Raw genomic sequence first — 19,519 nt, forward strand, 5'->3', positions numbered from 1 at the left:
TGGGTGGCCCCGCTGTCAGTGGCGGGTGGCAGGATCGGAGCCATGTCCGATGAGCGCGATCCCGCCCCTTACGACGCCCTGCTGCTGCTCTCGTTCGGCGGCCCCGAGGGCCCGGACGACGTCGTCCCGTTCCTGGAGAACGTGACACGTGGCCGGGGCATCCCCAAGGAGCGGCTGAAGGAGGTGGGGCAGCACTACTTCCGCTTCGGCGGGGTCAGCCCCATCAACGAGCAGAACCGCACCCTGCTGGCGGCGCTGCGGAAGGACTTCGCGGACCACGGTCTGGACCTCCCCGTCCACTGGGGCAACCGCAACTGGGCGCCGTATCTGACCGACACCCTGCGGGAGCTGGCCCTGGCGGGCCACCGGCGCATCGCCGTCCTCGCGACCAGCGCGTACGCCTCCTACTCGGGGTGCCGTCAGTACCGGGAGAACCTGGCGGACGCGCTGGCGGCCCTGGAGGCGGAGGGCATCGCCCGGCCCCGCGTCGACAAGCTGCGGCACTACTTCAACCACCCCGGATTCGTCCGGCCGATGGTCGACGGGGTGCTCGCGTCGCTCGCGGAGCTGCCCCCCGGGGTGCGGGACGGCGCGCGGCTGGCGTTCACCACCCACTCCATCCCCACCGCGGCGGCGGACACCTCGGGCCCGGTGGAGGGGCACGGCGACGGCGGGGCGTATGTGCGCCAGCACCTGGACGTGGCCCGGCTGATCGTGGACGCCGTCCGGGAGGAGACCGGCGTGGACCACCCGTGGCGGCTGGTCTACCAGTCGCGCAGCGGCGCCCCGCACATCCCCTGGCTGGAGCCGGACATCTGCGAGCACCTGGAGGAGCTGCACGCCGAGGGGGCCCCGGCCGCCGTGCTGGTGCCGATCGGCTTTGTCTCGGACCATATGGAGGTGCTGTACGACCTGGATACCGAGGCGGTCGCCAGGGCGGCGGAGCTGGGGCTGCCGGTGCGCCGCTCGGCGACGGTCGGCGCGGACCCCCGGTTCGCCGCGGCCGTGCGCGAGCTGGTGCTGGAGCGGGCGGCGGCCGAGCGCGGCGAGCCGGTGCGGCCCTGCGCGCTGGGCCCGCTCGGCCCCTCGCACGACCTCTGCCCCATCGGCTGCTGCCCGGCGCGCGCGCCCCGGCCCGCCGCCGCGGGCGCCGACAGCCCCTACGCCTGAGACCGGGCCGGGGTGCCTGCCGCCCCCGGCCCGGATGTGCCCGCGTGAGCCCGTGGACCCCGGGCCCGGGTCCCAGCACCGAGGAGAGAGCCATGCCCCGCACCACCGACGACATCGACGACGCGCTCCGGTCCGAGCTGCTGGCCCTGGCGCTGGAGGCGGCGCGGCGGGCCGGGGAGCTGCTGCGCGACGGGCGCCCCGACGATCTCGGGGTCGCCGCGACCAAGTCCAGCCCGATCGACGTGGTCACCGAGATGGACATCGCGGCGGAGAAGCTGATCACCTCGCTGCTGGCGGAGCACCGCCCCGAGGACGGGCTGCTGGGCGAGGAGGGCTCGGCCACGGCGGGCACCACCGGGGTGCGCTGGGTCATCGACCCGCTGGACGGCACGGTGAACTACCTCTACGGGCTGCCGACCTGGGCGGTCTCCATCGCCGCCGAGTACCGCGGCGCGACCGTGGCCGGGGTGGTGGAGGTGCCGATGCGCGGGGAGACCTTCCGGGCGGTGGCGGGCGGCGGCGCGTACTGCGGGGACCGTCCGCTGCGCTGCCGTCCCCCGGCCCCGATGGACCAGTCGCTGGTGGCCACCGGGTTCAACTACGTCCAGACCGTCCGGGAGCACCAGGCGGAGGTGGCCCGGCGGCTGCTCCCCAGGGTGCGGGACCTGCGGCGCGGCGGATCGGCCGCGGTGGACCTGTGCGATGTGGCGGCGGGCCGGCTCGACGGCTACTACGAGCGGGGGCTGCACCCGTGGGACCTGGCCGCCGGGGACCTGATCGCCCGCGAGGCGGGTGCCCTGACCGGCGGGCGTCCCGGCTCACCGCCCGCGCACGACCTGACCGTGGCCGCCTCGCCGACGCTCTTCGGCCCCTTGCAGGGGCTCCTCGACGAGCTGGGCGCCTGGCACGACTGACCCCGTGCGACACCGCCCCGGCCCGCCCCGCGGAAACGCACGGGCCGTCCGGGGTGAACGGCGGGTGAACGTCGACGGGCCCCGACCGCGCGCAGTGCGCGGCCGGGGCCCGTCGACGGCAGGGAGGCCGTCAGCCGACCCGCACTCCGTGCTCCGCGGCCAGTCGGCGGAGGTCGTCCAGCTCCGCCTGCTCGACGTCCGCGAGGAAGTCGTCGCCCGATTCGCGGGCCAGCGTGAGGTCGGACTCCGCGGCCTTTATCCGCTGGAGGAGTCCTGCGGTGAATGCGTCCATGTGCGCCCCCTCGTCGTGGGTAGGTGGCACGGGGTGTGCCTCGGTTCGGGGTTCCCTGCGGCATGGCAGGGCGGGGTGATCACCAGGTGGCACGGGGTCGCGCGCGCTTGTGCCGTTACGGGGTGTGATCGCGGGTGTCTTCTCGTCCTCCCCCGGCCGTCCGCCGGGGAAACCTCGAACAGCCCGGGAATCCCCACGATTCCCCGATCGGACGGGCGCCCGTCCCGGTGACGCTCCGCCTTACAGCCGGTTTACCCGCGTAACAGGCAGGATGGGAGGCGCACAAGCCGTGCGGGAACCGCCCTGATCACCCTGTGACGGGCCCTGAGGAAGGAAACAAGACGTGCGGGTACTCGTCGTCGAGGACGAGCAGCTGCTCGCCGATGCGGTGGCCACCGGACTGCGCCGGGAGGCCATGGCCGTCGATGTCGTGTACGACGGCGCCGCGGCCCTGGAGCGCATCGGGGTGAACGACTACGACGTGGTCGTCCTCGACCGCGACCTCCCCCTGGTCCACGGTGACGACGTCTGCCGCAGGGTCGTGGAGCTGGGCGTGCCGACCCGGGTGCTGATGCTCACCGCGTCCGGTGACGTCAGCGACCGGGTCGAGGGTCTGGAGCTGGGGGCGGACGACTATCTGCCCAAGCCGTTCGCGTTCACCGAGCTGACCGCCCGGGTGCGCGCGCTCGGCCGCCGGACGACGGTCCCGCTGCCGCCCGTCCTGGAGCGGGCCGGGATCAAGCTGGACCCGAACCGCCGGGAGATCTTCCGGGACGGCCGGGAGATCCAGCTCGCGCCCAAGGAGTTCGCCGTCCTGGAGGTGCTCATGCGCAGCGAGGGCGCGGTGGTCTCGGCCGAGCAGCTCCTGGAGAAGGCGTGGGACGAGAACACCGACCCGTTCACCAATGTGGTGCGGGTGACCGTGATGACCCTGCGCCGCAAGCTCGGGGAGCCCCCGGTGATCGTCACCGTGCCCGGTTCCGGATACCGGATCTGACCGGGATGGCCGCCACCCCCGCCCCGCTGCCCCCGGCCGCGCCGCCCAAGCCGACCTGGGACCCGCGCTCCCCCGTCCGTCCGCTGCTGCGCCCGACGATCCGGATACGGCTGACGCTGCTGTACGGCGGGATGTTCCTGATCGCCGGTGTGCTGCTGCTGTCGATCATCTATCTGCTGGCCGCGCAGGCGCTGACCTCGGGCAGTTCGCTGCCGTTCAAGCTGCTGCCGGAGAGCCGTATCCAGCGGACCAACGACTCCTGTCCGGCGCTGATGCCCGGACTCTCCGCCGAGCAGGCCAACTCCGTCCTGAGCGCCTGTTTCGCCCATGAGCGCGAGGTGGCGCTGGACGATCTGCTCCAGCGTTCGCTCTTCGCCCTGCTCGGGCTGAGCGTCATCGCCTTCGCCTTCGGCTACGCCATGGCGGGCCGGGTGCTCTCCCCGCTGGGGCAGATCACCCGCACCGCCCGCCGGGTGGCCGGGACCGACCTCTCCCGGCGGATCGAGCTGGACGGCCCGGACGACGAGCTGAAGGAGCTGGCGGACACCTTCGACGAGATGCTGGACCGGCTGGACCGGGCGTTCACCGCGCAGCAGCGGTTCGTGGCCAACGCCTCGCACGAGCTGCGCACCCCGCTGGCGATCAACCGCACCCTGCTGGAGGTCCATCTCTCCGACCCGGGGGCGCCGGTCGAGCTCCAGCAGCTCGGGCGGACCCTGCTGGCCACCAATGAGCGCAGTGAGCAGCTCGTGGAGGGGCTGCTGCTGCTCGCCCGCAGCGACAACCAGACCTTCGAGCGCAAACCGGTGGATCTGGCGGAGGTCGCCTCCCGGGCGATCGACCAGTCCCGCGCGGAGGCGGAGGCGAAGGGCGTGGAGATCCGCGGGGAGCGTGCGCCGGCGGTCGTCCAGGGCAATGGGGTGCTGCTGGAGCGCATCGCGCTCAATCTGGTGCAGAACGCCGTGCGCTACAACGTCCCGGAGGACGGCTGGGTGGAGGTGGCCACCGAGGCCGGGCACGGGCAGGCGGTTCTGGTCGTGTCGAACACCGGACCGGTGGTTCCCGCGTACGAGATCGACAACATCTGGGAGCCGTTCCGCCGGCTGCGCCAGGACCGGACCGGCAGCGACAAGGGGGTCGGTCTCGGCCTTTCGATCGCCCGTTCGGTGGCACGCGCTCACGGGGGCCGTATCATCGCGGAGCCCCGGGAAGGGGGAGGGCTCGTGATGCGCGTCACTCTTCCGCTCTGAGAGACCGCCGACCGCACCCCCGACCCGTTCGCTTTACGCGGAATTTTCGGGATCTGCCCCGGAGGTGCGATGTGTGATCAATCACAGAGATGACGTTCAGGCCATCTCCGCTCCGTCACGGCCACCCTTTCCGGAAAGCTGGGAAAAGTCCTGGTTTCCGGGGGCGGGCCAGGCGGGAACTACACGGGGTGGCGCCCGTGAGCTGCGGGATTGGGATCGTGTACGGTCCCCATCGCCATCCAACACGATCACTCTTGAGAGATCCGGTTGGGTGTCGATTGAGTAACAGACCTTGATGTGAGGCAAAATCTCCGCCTCAGGTCGGGCACAAAGTCCGACCTCTCACGCGTTACCTGCGCTGGAGACACCGCAACCACCCAGAGGGGGAGAGCGACACATGGCAACGGATTACGACACCCCACGCAAGACCGACGACGACGTCGATTCGGACAGCCTGGAAGAGCTGAAGGCCAGGCGGAACGACAAGTCGACCTCGACTGTCGACGTCGACGAGTTTGAAGCGGCCGAGGGCCTTGAGCTGCCCGGCGCCGACCTGTCCAACGAAGAGCTGGCCGTCCGGGTGCTGCCCAAGCAGGCGGACGAGTTCACCTGCATGAGCTGCTTCCTGGTGCACCACCGCAGCCAGCTCGCACGGGAGAAGAACGGCCAGCCGATCTGCCGCGACTGCGACTGAGGTCCGTCGGTCGTGACAGGCGATACACCGTCCAGGAAGCGGCGCTTCCCGCGCTGGAAGCCCACGGAGGGACAGCAGGGCGGCAGCGGCCCGTCGGACGGCGCCGGCGTGCGCCCGACCGACGACGGGGCCCGCTCGTCCGCCCTCGCGCCCCAGGGCGAGGGTGCGGATGAGCGGGGCCGTCCGGTCCCGGCGGGCGGGCTCCCCGCCCCGGCCGCTTCCGACCAGTACCGTCCCGGGACCGCGCCCGCGGTCCCCGCGCCGGGTTCCCCGGACGTTCCCTCCGGGGCGCTGCCCCGGGAGCCGGACGCCGTCCTCCCCGCCGCGGCGGGGAGCGGGCCCCGGTTCCCCCGGCTGGCCTCGATGCGCCAAGGCGTCCGCCGCGGCGGCGAGGGCGCCAGGGCGGCCGTCGGCTTCGTCGCCGACCGGATCATCGAGAACGCGCCCCGGGTGCCGGTGCGCGACCTCGCGACCCTGCGCGCCCAGTTCCCCGGGCTCACCCCCGAGCAACTCGCCGACAAGCTGATCGCGGGCGCGTCCACCGCCACCGCCACGGTCGGCGCGGGTGTGGGGGCCGCGGCGATGCTGCCCGTGCCGCCCGCGATGCCCGCGGAGCTGGCCGCCGAGATCACCGGGGTCGCGGCGATCGAGCTGAAGCTCATCGCCGAGCTGCACGAGGTCTACGGACTGCGGCCCGAGGGCACGCTCAAGGAACGGACCACGGCCTACCTGGCCGCCTGGTCCGAGGAGCGCGGCATCGACCCCGCGAACCCCATGACGTACAAGAACGTCGCGCTCAGCGGCGGTCTCAAGCGCGAGCTGCGCCAGCAGATCATGAAACGCATGATCCGCAACCTGCCGAATCTGATGCCGTTCATGATCGGTGCGGCGGTGGGCGCGGTCATGAACCGCCGGGACACCCGCCAGCTCGCGGAGCGCGTCCGCAAGGATCTGCGGGAGCGGCAGGTCCCGTGGAACGCGCTGCCGGGGCTGCCCCCGCTGGAGCAGCCCGAGTACCCGCTGGAGGGCCTTCAGCCCCCGCGTGAGCTGGAACGCTGACCCGCACCGCCCAAAGGACCCCGCAGGGCCTCCACAGGGCGGTACGGGACCGGAGGGAGCCGGTGCGGGGCCCGGTGGGCCACCCCGGTCCGGTCAGGGCGTCAGCGCGGCGGCCAGGGCCTTCGGGTCCCGGGTGGACAGATACAGATAGGGCGTCGGGTCGGCCGGGTCGGTGACCTTGACCCGCAGCGCCGTCGGGACATAGCTGCGCAGCAGCATGAAGGCCCGGGGGTCGGCCTTGTAGGACCGCCAGGCGCGCGCCTCCTCCGGCTCCAGCACCTCGGCGTCGCCGAGGGCCGTCAGCGGAATCCGCGCGTCGCCCGCGACGAGGGAGTCCGCCACCACCCGGATGCGGGCCGAGCCGTAGGAGCTGACCAGGACCGCGGCGAGGACCACGGACAGCACCAGGGCGCCGATCATCCACGCGGGGCCGATCGGCGTGGCGACCAGGGCCCCGGAGAAACCCGCCAGCGCGGGCAGGGCCCACCAGGAGCGGGGGACGGTCAGGCGTTCGTCGTAGCGCGGGGCGGATGGCTGCATGGCGTCCAGCTTGGCATGCCGCCCCGGCGGGGCCTCGGGCGGCCCGGGGCACCCCGGACGGGCCCCGCCCCGGCGGGACCGGCGGCCCGGACGGCGGAGCGGCTCACGTGGTCCGGCCGGGGCGACCGCGGGTAAGGTCTGCGCCTGTGAGCACTGAGAACCATCACCGGGACGCGCACTCCGCGCCCCCGGCCCTGACCCCGCCGCCGAACGCCCTGCCGCCGGTCCGGCACCCCGACGCGCCCGCCCCCGGTGAACTGCTCGGCTCCCACTACGACGACTGCTTCGGCTGCGGCGGGGCCCAGGCCCACGGTCTGCATCTGGAGGCGCGGGCCGGGGACGGCGTGACGATCACCGCCGAATTCACGGTGCAGGCCGCCCACCAGGGCGCCCCCGGTCTGGCGCACGGCGGGGTGCTGGCCACCGCCCTCGACGAGACGCTGGGCTCGCTCAACTGGCTGCTGCGGGTGATCGCGGTCACCGGCAGGCTGGAGACCGACTTCGTCCGCCCCGTGCCCGTGGGCACCGTGCTCTTCCTCCAGGCCGAGATCGTCGCGGTGGCCGGGCGCAAGATCTACTCCCGCGCGGTCGGCCGCATCGGCGGCCCCGAGGGCCCGGTGGCCGTCCGTGCGCAGGCCCTCTTCATCGAGGTCAAGGTGGAGCACTTCACCGACAACGGCCGCCCCGAGGAGATCCGCGCCGCGATGGCCGACCCCGACCAGATCCGCCGTGCGCGCGCCTTCGAGGTGAACCCCTGATGCCGCAGTTCCCGAGCCCCGTCGACGTACTGATCCGCCGGGTCGACCCCGAGGTGCCGCTGCCGACGTACGCGCAGCCGGGCGACGCGGGCGCCGACCTGGTCACCTGTGAGACCGCCGAGCTGGCCCCGGGTGAGCGCGCGGTGCTGCCCACGGGGGTCTCCATCGCGCTCCCCGACGGGTACGCGGCCTTTGTGCACCCCCGCTCCGGGCTCGCCGCCCGCTGCGGAGTTGCCCTCGTCAATGCCCCAGGGACCATCGATGCCGGGTACCGTGGGGAGATCAAGGTGATCGTGGTCAATCTCGACCCGCGCGAGACGGTGCGGTTCGAGCGATTCGACCGGATTGCGCAACTGGTCGTCCAGCAGGTCGAGAAGGTGCGCTTCCACGAGGTGGCGGAGCTTCCCGGCTCGGCGCGGGCCGCGGGGGGCTTCGGGTCCACCGGTGGTCACGCCGCGGTGGGCGGCTCAACGGGTGGGAATCGATACGCTTCCGTCGTATCCGAGCGGGAAGGACAGTGACGTGTTCGGACGTCGCAAGAAGAGTGGTTCCGCGGAGGCCGCGGACGCAGCGGGCGAGGCCGAGCAGGTCGTCGACGAGCGCGACACCGAGGCGACCGGCGAGGACTCCGGGGACGCCGACGGCACGGCCCCTGACCGGGTGAACCTTCCGCCGGCGCCGAGGCCGGACGGCCCCTGGGACGTCTCCGAGGTGGGCAGGCCCGGCGAGGGCCGCGTCGACCTGGGCGGTCTCTTCGTCCCCGGGGTCGAGGGCATGGAGCTGCGGGTCGAGGTCGCCGGTGACGCGATCGTCGCGGCGACGGTCGTGCTGCGGGACAGCGCCGTGCAGCTCCAGGCGTTCGCCGCGCCCAAGCGGGAGGGCATCTGGGGCGAGGTGCGCGAGGAGATCGCCGCCGGTATCACCCAGCAGGGCGGGGTCATCGACGAGGTCGAGGGCCCGCTGGGCTGGGAGCTGCGGGCGCAGGTCCCCGTACAGCTCCCGGACGGCACCGGCGGGGTGCAGCTCGTGCGGTTCGTCGGTGTCGACGGCCCCCGCTGGTTCCTGCGCGGAGTGATCTCCGGGCAGGGCGCGGTGCAGCCCGAGGCCGCCGGACTGCTGGAGCAGATCTTCCGGGACACGGTCGTCGTGCGCGGCGAGGGCCCGATGGCCCCGCGCGACCCGATCGTGCTGAAGCTGCCCGAGGACGCCCAGATGGTGCCCGAGGGCGTGCAGCAGGAGGAGCAGGAGGGCTCCCGGTTCTCCGGCAGCGTGGGCCAGCTCCAGCGGGGTCCGGAGATCACCGAGGTCCGCTGACCCCGGCCGCTCTCCGCGCCGCCGCCACCGGAAGGCGCCCGTCGCCGGGCGGTGGCGGTGCGCACCACAGGACGTTTCCGGGCCGTACCCCCTCGGGGGGTGCGGCCCGGCGCCTTTTCCCCGTACTGTGCCGAAGATCCATATCAGTGGTCGGAATCAGTGGTCGGACGGCCGGGACATCCGGGCCCGGTCGGACGGACGAGGGGGACACAGTGGCCGAGACCGAGCAGTCCGGCGCCGGGACGGCGCTCGCGGAGGACCGGGCGGCGGGGCCCATGGTCCGGGTGGAGGGGCTGCACCGCTCCTACGGCTCCGGCGCGACGGCCGTGCACGCGCTGCGCGGCGTCTCCTTCGAGATCCCGCGCGGTGAGCTGGTCGCGCTCAAGGGCCGCTCCGGCTCCGGCAAGACCACCCTGCTCAACCTGGTCGGCGGGCTCGACACCCCCGACGCGGGGCGGATCGCCGTCGACGGGGTGGAGCTGGGCGGTCTTGCCGAGAACGGGCTACTGGGGCTGCGCCGGGACCGGATCGGCTTCGTCTTCCAGTCCTTCGGGCTGATCCCCATTCTGAGCGCCGCCGAGAACGTCGGGGTGCCGCTGCGGCTCGCCCGTACCCCCGCCCGGGAGCGCGAGGAGCGGGTGCGGCTGCTGCTGTCGCTGGTGGGGCTGGCCGAGCAGGCGGCCCAGCGGCCCGGCGAGCTGTCCGGCGGCCAGCAGCAGCGGGTCGCCATCGCGCGGGCGCTCGCCAACCGCCCCGCGCTGCTGATCGCCGACGAGCCGACGGGGCAGCTCGACGCCGAGACGGGACTCGCCGTGATGGAGCTGCTGCGCGCGGTGGTGCGCACGGAGGGGGTGACGGCGCTGGTCGCCACGCACGACTCCCAGCTTCTCGGCCTCGCCGACCGGGTGCTCGAACTGAACGACGGCGGACTCGTCGCCCACTGAGCCCGCCCGCTGGGCCCGCCCTCCGGTCTCCGGTGCGCGGACGCGGGGCCCAGGGCCCCGCCGCGTACCGTTCCCAGGCCAGTACCCTGCGCATCAGAATCCCGTCAAAGAGGGACCACCGGCACCGACCCGTCCGCTTTGCCCGATTCATTCGCCGTAAGGTCGTCGCAGCACACCAGCTGTGAGCACACCAGCTGAACCGGAAAGACAATGAGGCCATGGCACGCGGCAAGCTGAGGATCTACCTGGGCGCGGCACCGGGCGTGGGCAAGACGTACGCCATGCTCTCCGAGGCGCACCGCCGGGTGGAGCGCGGCACGGACTGTGTGGTGGCCTTCGTGGAGCACCACGACCGCCCCCGTACCGAGGTGATGCTCCACGGGCTGGAGCAGATCCACCGCCGGGAGCTGGAGTACCGGGACGCCGTCTTCACCGAGATGGACGTCGACGCCGTCCTAGAGCGCCGTCCCGCCGTCGCCCTCGTGGACGAGCTGGCGCACACCAACGTCCCCGGCTCCCGCAACGCCAAGCGCTGGCAGGACGTCGAGGAACTGCTCGCGGCGGGCATCGACGTCATATCGACCGTCAACATCCAGCACTTCGAGTCGCTGGGCGACGTGGTGGAGTCGATCACCGGGGTGCGGCAGCGGGAGACCGTGCCCGACGAGGTGGTCCGCCGGGCCGACCAGATCGAGCTGGTCGACATGACCCCGCAGGCGCTGCGGCGCCGGATGGCCCACGGCAACATCTACAAGTCGGACAAGGTCGACGCGGCCCTGTCCAACTACTTCCGCCCGGGGAACCTCACCGCGCTGCGCGAGCTGGCCCTGCTCTGGGTCGCCGACCGGGTGGACGAGTACCTCCAGCAGTACCGGGGCGAGCACAACATCCGTTCCACCTGGCAGGCCCGGGAGCGGATCGTGGTCGGCCTCACCGGCGGCCCCGAGGGACGCACCCTGATCCGCCGGGCCGCGCGGATGGCCGCGAAGGGCTCCGGCAGCGAGATCCTCGCGGTCTACATCGCCCGCAGCGACGGGCTGACCTCGGCCTCCCCCAAGGAGCTGAACCTTCAGCGGACCCTGGTGGAGGATCTGGGCGGCACCTTCCACCATGTCATAGGCGACGACATCCCGGCCTCGCTGCTGGAGTTCGCCCGGGGCGTCAACGGCACCCAGATCGTCCTCGGCTCCAGCCGCAGGAAAGCCTGGCAGTACATCTTCGGACCCGGGGTCGGCGCGACCGTCGCCCGGGACTCGGGCCCCGACCTCGATGTCCACATCGTCACCCATGACGAGGCGGGCAAGGGGCGCGGGCTGCCGGTGGCGCGCGGCGCCCGGCTGGGCCGCTCCCGGATCATCGCGGGCTGGCTGGTCGGTGTGGCCGCTCCGGTGCTGCTGTCGCTGCTGCTCACCGGGTTGGACGACTCGCTGGGACTCGCCAACGACGTGCTGCTCTTCCTCTTCCTCACCGTGCTGGCGGCGCTGCTCGGCGGGCTGCTGCCCGCGCTCGCCTCGGCCGCGGTGGGCTCCTTGCTGCTGAACTTCTACTTCACCCCGCCGGTGCGGACGCTCACGGTGTACGACCCGAAGAACATCGTCGCGATCGTGATCTTCTTCGCGGTGGCGGTCGCGGTGGCGTCGGTGGTCGACCTCGCGGCCCGCCGCACCCACCAGGCGGCCCGGCTGCGGGCCGAGTCGGAGATCCTGTCCTTCCTCGCGGGCAGTGTGCTGCGCGGCGAGACCACTCTGGACGCCCTGTTGCAGCGGGTGCGGGAGACGTTCGGCATGGAGTCGGTGGCGCTGCTGGAGCGCAGGAGCGACGTCGACCCGTGGACCACGGCGGGCAGTGTGGGTCCGCGGTCGGTGGTCCGGCCCGAGGACGCCGATGTGGACATGCCGGTGGGCGACCACATGGCGCTCGCGCTCTCCGGGCGGGTGCTGCCCGCGGAGGACCGGCGGGTGCTGGCCGCCTTCGCGGCCCAGGCCGCGGTGGTGCTCGACCGCCAGCGGCTGGTCGGCCAGGCGGAGGAGGCCCGCACCCTGGCGGAGGGCAACCGCATCCGCACCGCGCTGCTGGCCGCCGTCAGCCACGATCTGCGGACCCCGCTCGCCGCGATCAAGGCCGCCGTCTCCTCGCTGCGCTCCGACGACGTCGCCTGGTCCGAGGAGGACGAGGCCGAACTCCTCGAAGGGATCGAGGCCGGAGCCGACCGGCTGGACCACCTGGTCGGCAATCTGCTGGACATGTCCCGGCTCCAGACGGGGACGGTGACCCCGCTGATCCGGGTGACGGACCTGGACGAGGTGGTGCCGATGGCGCTGGTCTCGGTACCGGACGAGAGCGTGGAGCTGGACATCCCCGAGTCGCTGCCGATGGTCGCCGTCGACCGGGGGCTGCTGGAGCGCGCGGTCGCGAACATCGTGGAGAACGCCGTCAAGTACAGCCCCGCGGGGACGCCGGTGTCGGTGTCCGCGAGCGCGCTGGGCGACCGGGTGGAGGTCCGGGTCGCGGACCGCGGACCGGGGGTCCCCGACGACGAGAAGGAACGGATCTTCGAGCCGTTCCAGCGGTACGGGGACGCGCCGCGCGGCGCCGGGGTGGGGCTCGGGCTGGCGGTGGCCAGGGGCTTCACGGAGGCCATGGGCGGCACCCTCAGCGCGGAGGACACCCCCGGCGGGGGCATGACCATGGTCCTCACCCTGAAGGCGGCGCCGGGCGTCGAGCCCGTCAGCGCCGATCTCCCGGCCCGGATCACCTCGTGACGGACCACCCGGTGGCCGGTTCCTCCCGCGCGGTTCCGTCCGGCCGCCGCGGCTCCCATGATCTATCCCTAGCTCCACTCCCCCCATGCCGACCGGGACGCCGGTCGCGCTCCGAGAAGGACAGAAAGGCAGGCCCACGATGACGAGGGTGCTGGTGGTCGATGACGAGCCGCAGATCGTACGTGCCCTTGTGATCAATCTGAAGGCGCGCAAGTACGAGGTGGACGCGGCCCCCGACGGCGCGACCGCGCTCCAGCTCGCGGCGGCCCGCCACCCCGATGTCGTGGTGCTCGACCTCGGCCTGCCGGACATGGACGGGGTCGAGGTGATCAAGGGGCTGCGCGGCTGGACCCGGGTCCCGATCCTCGTCCTCTCGGCGCGCCACACCTCCGACGAGAAGGTCGAGGCGCTGGACGCGGGCGCGGACGACTACGTCACCAAGCCGTTCGGGATGGACGAGCTGCTGGCGCGGCTGCGGGCGGCGGTGCGCCGGGCGGAGCCGGTGGGCGGCGGGGACGACGACGTGGTGATCGTGGAGACGGAGAGCTTCACCGTCGACCTGGCGGCGAAGAAGGTCAACCGCGACGGGCGCGATGTCCGGCTCACCCCGACCGAGTGGCATCTGCTGGAGGTCCTGGTGCGCAACACGGGGCGGCTGGTCAGCCAGAAGCAGTTGCTCCAGGAGGTGTGGGGGCCTTCGTACGGGACGGAGACCAACTATCTGCGGGTCTATATGGCGCAGCTCCGGCGGAAGCTGGAGGCCGACCCCTCGCATCCGCGGCACTTCATCACCGAGCCCGGCATGGGGTACCGCTTCGAGCGCGCCTGAGGGCCCGCCGCGGGCCGCGGCCGGGTCCGTGCCGGGGGTGTCGGCGGCGGGGCCGGTCGCTGTCGGCGGCGGCCGGTACGCTTGCTGCATGAGTGCACCACCTCCCGGCGGCAGCGGCCTGGGGCCGGGCGGCAAGGCGGCGAAGCCCGCCGGCCGCTTCCGGCGCATGTTCGACCGGCTCTCCAGCTCCCAGCAGGATCTGGAGTCCGAGGAACTCCAGGAGGCCGCCCAGGCGTCGGGGTGCACCCGGATCGCCGAGTGCGGCGACCGCGAGATCGTCCGGGTGACCGGTACGCTGCGCACGGTCACCCTGCGCCCCCGGGCCGGGGTGCCCGCGCTGGAGGCGGAGCTGTTCGACGGCACGGCCCCCCTGGACGTCGTCTGGCTGGGCCGCCGTTCGATCACGGGCATAGAGCCGGGCCGCAGGCTCATCGTCTCCGGCCGCATCTCCATGAGCCACGGCCGCCGTGTGCTGTTCAACCCCACATACGAACTCCGACCGCTCGGACAGGAGTAGCCGGTGACGTCTTCCGACAAGCCGACCACCACGACGAACGACCCCACGGCCGACCCCGGCCCCACCGCGCCGGGCCCCGGGGGGCCCGCCGACTCCGCGGCCGTCACCGAGGCGGCGCTGTTCGAGGCGTTCGGCGGGGTGCGGGGCATGGTGGAGACGGTCGTGCCCGGCCTGCTCTTCGTCACGATCTACACCGTCAACAAGGATCTCCACTCCTCGGCCATCGCCGCGCTCGCGGTCTCGCTGGTCCTGGTGGCGGTCCGGCTGCTGCGCAAGGACACCGCGAAGCACGCCTTCAGCGGGATCTTCGGTGTGGCCTTCGGTGTCGTCTTCGCGATGATGACGGGCAACGCCAAGGACTTCTATCTCCCGGGGATGCTCTACACCCTGGGCCTGGCGCTGGCGTACATCGTCACCGCCGTCGCCGGTGTCCCGCTGATCGGGCTGATGCTGGGCCCGGTCTTCAAGGAGAACCTGTCCTGGCGCACCCGCAACCCCGGGCGCAAGAAGGCGTACACCAAGGCGAGCTACGCCTGGGGGCTGATCCTGCTCGGGAAGTCGGCGATCCTCTTCCCGCTGTACTGGTGGGCGGACACCACCCAGTTGGGCTGGGTGCTGGTGGCGCTGAAGATTCCGCCCTTCCTGCTGGCCGTCTATCTGACCTGGGTGTTCCTGGCGAAGGCGCCGCCGCCGATCGATGTCTTCGCGGAGCTGGAGGCCAAGGAGCGCGCGGAGCAGGAGCGCGAGCGCGGCGCCGCCGCGCAGACGGGCGAGTAGCGCTTCGGCCCCGGGGTCCCGGGGCCGTGGCACGGGCCGTCGTCCACTCGGTGGGCGGCGGCCTTCGCGCTGCCCGGGGCTTCCGGGGCCGTTTCGCGGCGGCTGCCCGGTGATCGCGGTGCCCCCCGTGGTCACGGTGCCCTCCCGGTGGTCACGGCGTGCTGCCGCCCGGGGGCCCGACCGGGCGCGGCCCGGACGGGGCGGACCGGGCCGGACGGGAATCGCTCGGGCCCGGCCGCCGCCCGTTCCCCGGCGTACCGCCCGGGTCGGCGCCGACCTGCGGGAATCGCGGTGATCACGATCCCATCAAGTCCTCCGGGCAGACGTTCTCTTCGGCCCGTCGCTCTGCGAAGCTCTGCAAAAATCTGCGAACACATGCCCGAAAGGGCTTTCGGGGGAATCCCGGGGGACACGGGGAATCAGGGGGCGCACGGTGGTGGGGTTCGTCTTTCTCCGCGCACGGGGGCACCGGCTGCTGCTGACGGCAGCGCTGCTCGCGATCGCGCTGACCACCGCCGTCCTCGCCACACTCGCCGGTTTCGCGGGCGCCGTCGGGGACGCGGGCCTGAAGAAGGCGCTCACCACCCGTGACGCCGCGTCCGCCGCGCTCTTCGTGACCGTCGAGAACCCCGGCGAGGACCGCGCGGCCACGGCACGCGACGCGGCGCGCGGGGCGGCGCTCGCCTTCGACGGACTGCCGGTGACGCTGAGCCCGTTCGACCGCTCCGGCACGTACGCCCTGCCGGGCTCGCTGCGGCCCCGGGCGGAGCGCGGCGGCGAGCCCGACCTCACGGCCTTCGCCGACCTGGACCGCTCCCGGACCCGGCTGTCGGCGGGCACCTGGCCCACGGCCGCCCCCGGTGACGTGGTGCAGGTGGCGCTGGCGGAGACCGCGGCCGAGCGGCTGCGGCTCTCCCCCGGCCCCCGGGTGCTGAAGCTCACCGACCGGATGGGCGGCGCCCCCGTACGGATCAGGATCACCGGCACCTACCGGCCCGCCGACATCCGGGACCCGTACTGGAGGCTGGACGACCTCGCCGGGCGCGGTGTGCGCGAGGACAGCGAGTTCACCACCTACGGTCCGCTGCTGACCCACCCCGACGTCCTCCGCTCGGACCGGATCAGCCGGGGGAAGCCGGGCTGGCTCGCCACCGCCGACTTCTCGGCGCTGGGCGCGGACCGGATCGGCGCGCTGCGCACGGCCGCGCGCGACAGCCAGGCCCATCTGTCGGCGCGGCCCGCGCTGAAGGACGCCGGGGTGGTGGCCCGCACCGCGCTGCCCGAGACGCTGGACCGGCTGGAACGGGCGCTGTTGGTCGCGCGGGCCACCCTGCTGATCGTCTCCTTGCAGCTCGTGCTGCTCGCGGGGTACGCCCTGCTGCTGGTGGCCCGGCTGCTCAGCACCGAACGCGCGGGCGAGACCCGTGCGCTGCTGGCCCGGGGCGCGTCCCGGACCCGGATCGCCTGGCTCTCCGCGCTGGAGGCGCTGCTGCTCGCGCTGCCCGCCGCGGTGGCCGCGCCGCTGCTCGCGGGGCCGCTGACCGGACTGCTCACGGAGCGGGGGGCCCTGGCCCGGATCGGGCTGCGGATCGAGACCGGTCCGACACCCGCCCTGTGGCTGGTCGGCGGCGGCGTGGCGCTGCTGTGCGCGCTGGCCGTGGTCGCCCCCGCGCTGGCGGCGGCCCGGGCCGGGCGGGGCGCGCCCCGGGAGCTGCCGGGGCCGCTGCGGGCCGGAGCCGATCTGGCGCTGCTCGCGGTCGCCGGGGTGGCGTACTGGCAGTTGGAGCGGCGCGGTTCGGGCACCGGCACGCTCAGCGGCGACCGGGCCGGGCGGCTCGGTGTCGATCCGCTGCTGGTGGTGGCGCCCGCGCTGGCGCTGCTCGCCGCGACGGTGCTCACCCTGCGGCTGCTGCCGCCCGCCGCGCGGCTCGCGGAGCGGAGCGCGCGGCGGGCCCGGGGGCTGATCGTCCCGCTGGCGGGCTGGCAGTTCAGCCGGAGGCCGAGGCGGGGCACGGGGCCCGTGCTGCTGCTGGTGCTCGCGGTGGCGATGGGGATGCTGGCGATCGGTCAGGGGGCCTCCTGGGACCGTTCCCAGGACGATCAGGCCGACTTCGCGTCCGGTGCGCCGGTACGGGTGCTGAACGGGGGAACGCTTCCGCAGTTCGGCCAGTCCGGGGTGTACGACGGCATGCCGGGCGTCCGGTCCTCGGTCGCCGCGGCCCGTACCGGGATGTCGCTGGCGGGCGGGCGGCAGGCGACCGTCCTGGCGCTGGACACCGCCCGCGCCGACGGGGGGTTCCGGCCGCGCCGGGACCTCGTGGACGGCGACCCCGCCCGGCTGCTGACGGCGCTCCGGCCGCAGCGGACGGCCCCCGCGGGGATCGTGCTGCCGAAGGACACGGCACGGCTCGTGTTCGATCTGCGGCTGCGGGTCCCCGGCGGCGGTGCCGTGGACCCGGAGAGCGGCGAGCCGCGCGCGAACAGCGTCGGCGTCGTGGTCGAGGACCGCTACGGGGTGCGCTACCGGATGCAGCTCGGCGATCTCCCGCAGGACGGGCGGCGGCACACCCTCCGGCTCGACCTGGACGCGGCGGCCGGGGCCCCGGCGGGCCGGGCGGCGGGGCCGCTGACCCTGACCGCCGTCGAGTTCCACGAGGTCGGCGCCTCGGAGAAGATCACGCGCAAGCGCTTCACGGTCGAGCGGCTGCGGGCCGTCGGCCGCGACGGCACCGAGCGGCCGGTGGCCCCGCCCGCACTCGCCTGGCGGGGCACGGCGAGCACCGGCAGCGCGGACGCGCAGCGGAACGAGCCCGCCGTGACCTCGGTGCGGGCCGGGGCCCGCACCCCGCTGGAGGTCGAGTACCACGCGGGGGTCTCGTCCTGGGACGGCTGGACCGCCGAGCCCTCGGTGTCGGTACGGATCGCGGTGCCGCCGCGCGCCGCTCCCCCCGTGCCCGCCGCGCTGGTGACCGAGGAGTTCGCGAAGTCCACCGGCGCGAAGGCCGGTTCGACGCTCTCCGTGCCGCTGCCGGGCGGCGATGTGAAGGTGCGGATCGCCGCCGTGGCACGCCAGCTGCCCACGCTCGGGCCCGGCGCCGCCGCCGGTCCGGAGGCCGCCCGGCTCGACGGCGGGGCGGTCCTCCTCGATCTGCACGCCGTCAACCAGGCGCTCGCGGCCCGGCCGGACGGCGGGCTGCCGGTGTCCGAGTGGTGGCTCTACCCCGAGGCGGGCAAGGCCGCCGAGGTGGCGGCGGCGGTGCGGGCGCGGCCGTCGATGGACCCGGGCCAGGTCCAGGTCCGCGACGAGGTCGCGCGGGCGCTCCACGAGGACCCGCTGGGCGCGGGGCCGCAGACCGCGCTGCTCGCCGCCGCAGTCGCCGCGGCCCTGCTGGCGGCGGTCGGGTTCGCCGTCGCCACGGCGGGGGCGCTGCGGGAGCGGGCGGCGGAGTTCGCGGTGCTGCGGGCGCTGGGCGCGCCGCGGCGGCAGCTCGCCCGGCTGGTGGCCGCGGAGCAGTCCCTGCTGATCGTGCTGGGCCTGCTGATCGGTGTCGGTGTCGGCACCGTCCTCACCCGTGCCGTCGTCCCCCTGATCGTCCTGACCGGCCAGGCCACCCAGCCGATCCCCGGTGTCCTGGTCCACCTCCCCCTCGACCGTGTCGCCACCCTCCTCACCGCCGTCGCCGCCGTCCCCGTCCTCATCGTGGGGGCGCTAGCCCTGCGCCGGGGGAACGAGGCGGGGGCCCTGCGGGTGCCGGGGGGTGAGTGAGATGCGCCGGAGGCCGTCCGAGTCCCCCGCCGGGTGGGCGCCGCCCGCGCGCCGTCGGCTCCCGCGTCAGCCGATCGCACGGTGCGGGGTCCGTCCTCACACACCGGACGGGCTGAATGCGCGGGTCCGACCGCACACCCCAGCCCCATGGGGGTACCCCCACTGGGGGAGGCCAAGGCGCGGGCACCGACCCCCGACCACCACCCGCACTCCCGCGCACCGTCGGCCCGCGCATCAGCCCATCGCACGGTGCGGGGTCCGTCCCCACACACCGGACGGGCTGAATACGCGGGTCCGACCCCACACCCCAGCCCCATGGGGGTACCCCCTCCGGGGGAGGCTGAGGCGCGGGCACCGACCCCCGACCACCACCCGCACTCCCGCGCACCGCCGGTCCGCGCATCAGCCCATCACACGGTGCGGGGTCCGTCCCCACACACCGGACGGGCTGAATACGCGGGTCCGACCCCACACCCCGGCCCCGTGGGGGTGCCCCCGCTGGGGAAGAGCGAGGCGCGGGGGCCCGGGGGCCGGCCCCCGGCCGCAGCCCGCACCGTGCGGAATCCCCCGCACCGTCGGCCCACTCGCCAACCGATCGCACCGTGCGGGATCGCCCGTCCCCAAACCCCGGACGGGCTGGACCTGCGGGTCCGACCGCACACCCCAGCCCCGCCCGACCTGCGCGGACGAGCCCAAGACCCAGCCCCGTGGGAGTTCCCCCTCCGGGGGAGAGCGAGGCGCGGGGGCCCGGGGGCCGGCCCCCGGCCGCAGCCCACACCGTGCGGAATTCCGCAGGCCGTCGGCTCCCGCGTCAACCGATCGCACGGTGCGGGGCCGGGGCCGGTGGTGGGGGCCGCCCCGCACCCCCCACCACCGGGCAGCGGGCCGTGACCTGGGCGTCACAACGGTTTCGATTCCGGCGGACGGTCCGCCGGG

General features: G+C 74.0%; 17 protein-coding genes. 15 read left to right on the forward strand and 2 right to left on the reverse strand.

The genetic code is table 11. From position 1 onward, the window contains the following. Nucleotides 1-42 precede the first annotated feature (42 nt). On the forward strand, nt 43-1,170 hold the full coding sequence (locus CRV15_RS04580) for a ferrochelatase (RefSeq protein WP_003955566.1): 1,128 nt from the start codon (nt 43-45) through the stop codon (nt 1,168-1,170). Between the two features lie 92 nt (nt 1,171-1,262). Continuing rightward, entirely contained in the window at nt 1,263-2,084 is an 822-nt protein-coding gene (locus CRV15_RS04585; protein ID WP_003962168.1) for an inositol monophosphatase family protein, read from the forward strand. A gap of 130 nt (nt 2,085-2,214) precedes the next feature. Here CRV15_RS04585 and CRV15_RS35830 read toward each other — a convergent pair whose 3' ends face one another. Continuing rightward, nucleotides 2,215-2,376 carry a hypothetical protein gene (locus CRV15_RS35830; RefSeq protein WP_009997787.1) on the reverse strand — a complete coding sequence of 54 codons (162 nt, stop codon included), beginning with the start codon at nt 2,374-2,376 and terminating at the stop codon, nt 2,215-2,217. 343 nt (nt 2,377-2,719) lie between these two features. Between CRV15_RS35830 and CRV15_RS04590 the strand changes: the two genes are divergently transcribed. The 4 genes from CRV15_RS04590 (at nt 2,720) to CRV15_RS04605 (ending at nt 6,376) form a co-directional block, all read left to right on the forward strand. Beyond that, on the forward strand, nt 2,720-3,373 hold the full coding sequence (locus CRV15_RS04590) for a response regulator transcription factor (protein ID WP_003955563.1): 654 nt from the start codon (nt 2,720-2,722) through the stop codon (nt 3,371-3,373). Nucleotides 3,374-3,378: 5 nt separating this feature from the next. Next, nucleotides 3,379-4,623: a sensor histidine kinase gene (locus tag CRV15_RS04595; RefSeq protein ID WP_003955562.1), complete on the forward strand. Its 1,245-nt coding sequence runs from the start codon at nt 3,379-3,381 to the stop codon at nt 4,621-4,623. A gap of 397 nt (nt 4,624-5,020) precedes the next feature. After that, nucleotides 5,021-5,317, forward strand: coding sequence for a DUF4193 domain-containing protein (locus tag CRV15_RS04600; protein WP_003955561.1), 297 nt, complete (start codon nt 5,021-5,023; stop codon nt 5,315-5,317). 12 nt (nt 5,318-5,329) lie between these two features. Beyond that, nucleotides 5,330-6,376, forward strand: a complete 1,047-nt coding sequence (locus CRV15_RS04605; RefSeq protein WP_003955559.1) for a hypothetical protein — start codon at nt 5,330-5,332, stop codon at nt 6,374-6,376. 93 nt (nt 6,377-6,469) lie between these two features. Here CRV15_RS04605 and CRV15_RS04610 read toward each other — a convergent pair whose 3' ends face one another. Continuing rightward, a complete protein-coding gene (locus CRV15_RS04610; protein ID WP_003962166.1) occupies nt 6,470-6,916 on the reverse strand; it encodes a DUF3093 domain-containing protein in 447 nt (148 codons plus the stop codon). A gap of 146 nt (nt 6,917-7,062) precedes the next feature. Here CRV15_RS04610 and CRV15_RS04615 point away from each other — a divergent pair, with 146 nt between their 5' ends. The 9 genes from CRV15_RS04615 to CRV15_RS04655 all read left to right on the forward strand — a co-directional run bounded on the left by CRV15_RS04615 (nt 7,063) and on the right by CRV15_RS04655 (nt 18,583). Beyond that, nucleotides 7,063-7,674, forward strand: coding sequence for a PaaI family thioesterase (locus CRV15_RS04615; RefSeq protein ID WP_009997785.1), 612 nt, complete (start codon nt 7,063-7,065; stop codon nt 7,672-7,674). Then, on the forward strand, nt 7,674-8,195 hold the full coding sequence (gene dut, locus CRV15_RS04620) for a dUTP diphosphatase (protein ID WP_003962164.1): 522 nt from the start codon (nt 7,674-7,676) through the stop codon (nt 8,193-8,195). The genes CRV15_RS04615 and dut overlap by 1 nt, the downstream gene beginning before the upstream one ends. Before the next feature lies 1 nt (nt 8,196). Beyond that, nucleotides 8,197-8,988: a DUF3710 domain-containing protein gene (locus CRV15_RS04625; RefSeq protein WP_003955554.1), complete on the forward strand. Its 792-nt coding sequence runs from the start codon at nt 8,197-8,199 to the stop codon at nt 8,986-8,988. A 212-nt stretch (nt 8,989-9,200) separates the two neighbouring features. Then, complete coding sequence (locus CRV15_RS04630) at nt 9,201-9,932, forward strand: ABC transporter ATP-binding protein (RefSeq protein WP_009997783.1); 732 nt, start codon at nt 9,201-9,203, stop codon at nt 9,930-9,932. Nucleotides 9,933-10,150: 218 nt separating this feature from the next. Beyond that, the gene (locus tag CRV15_RS04635; RefSeq protein ID WP_003955552.1) at nt 10,151-12,694 is read left to right on the forward strand and encodes a sensor histidine kinase; all 2,544 of its coding nucleotides are present in this window, start codon (nt 10,151-10,153) and stop codon (nt 12,692-12,694) included. A 139-nt stretch (nt 12,695-12,833) separates the two neighbouring features. After that, entirely contained in the window at nt 12,834-13,523 is a 690-nt protein-coding gene (locus CRV15_RS04640; protein WP_009997782.1) for a response regulator, read from the forward strand. 88 nt (nt 13,524-13,611) lie between these two features. Continuing rightward, complete coding sequence (locus CRV15_RS04645) at nt 13,612-14,040, forward strand: OB-fold nucleic acid binding domain-containing protein (protein WP_003955549.1); 429 nt, start codon at nt 13,612-13,614, stop codon at nt 14,038-14,040. A gap of 3 nt (nt 14,041-14,043) precedes the next feature. Continuing rightward, nucleotides 14,044-14,817: a DUF3159 domain-containing protein gene (locus CRV15_RS04650; protein ID WP_003955548.1), complete on the forward strand. Its 774-nt coding sequence runs from the start codon at nt 14,044-14,046 to the stop codon at nt 14,815-14,817. A 433-nt stretch (nt 14,818-15,250) separates the two neighbouring features. Beyond that, nucleotides 15,251-18,583, forward strand: a complete 3,333-nt coding sequence (locus tag CRV15_RS04655; protein ID WP_003962161.1) for an FtsX-like permease family protein — start codon at nt 15,251-15,253, stop codon at nt 18,581-18,583. The last annotated feature ends 936 nt before the right edge of the window (nt 18,584-19,519 follow it).

The organism is Streptomyces clavuligerus (assembly GCF_005519465.1).
GTDB classification, from domain to species: domain Bacteria; phylum Actinomycetota; class Actinomycetes; order Streptomycetales; family Streptomycetaceae; genus Streptomyces; species Streptomyces clavuligerus.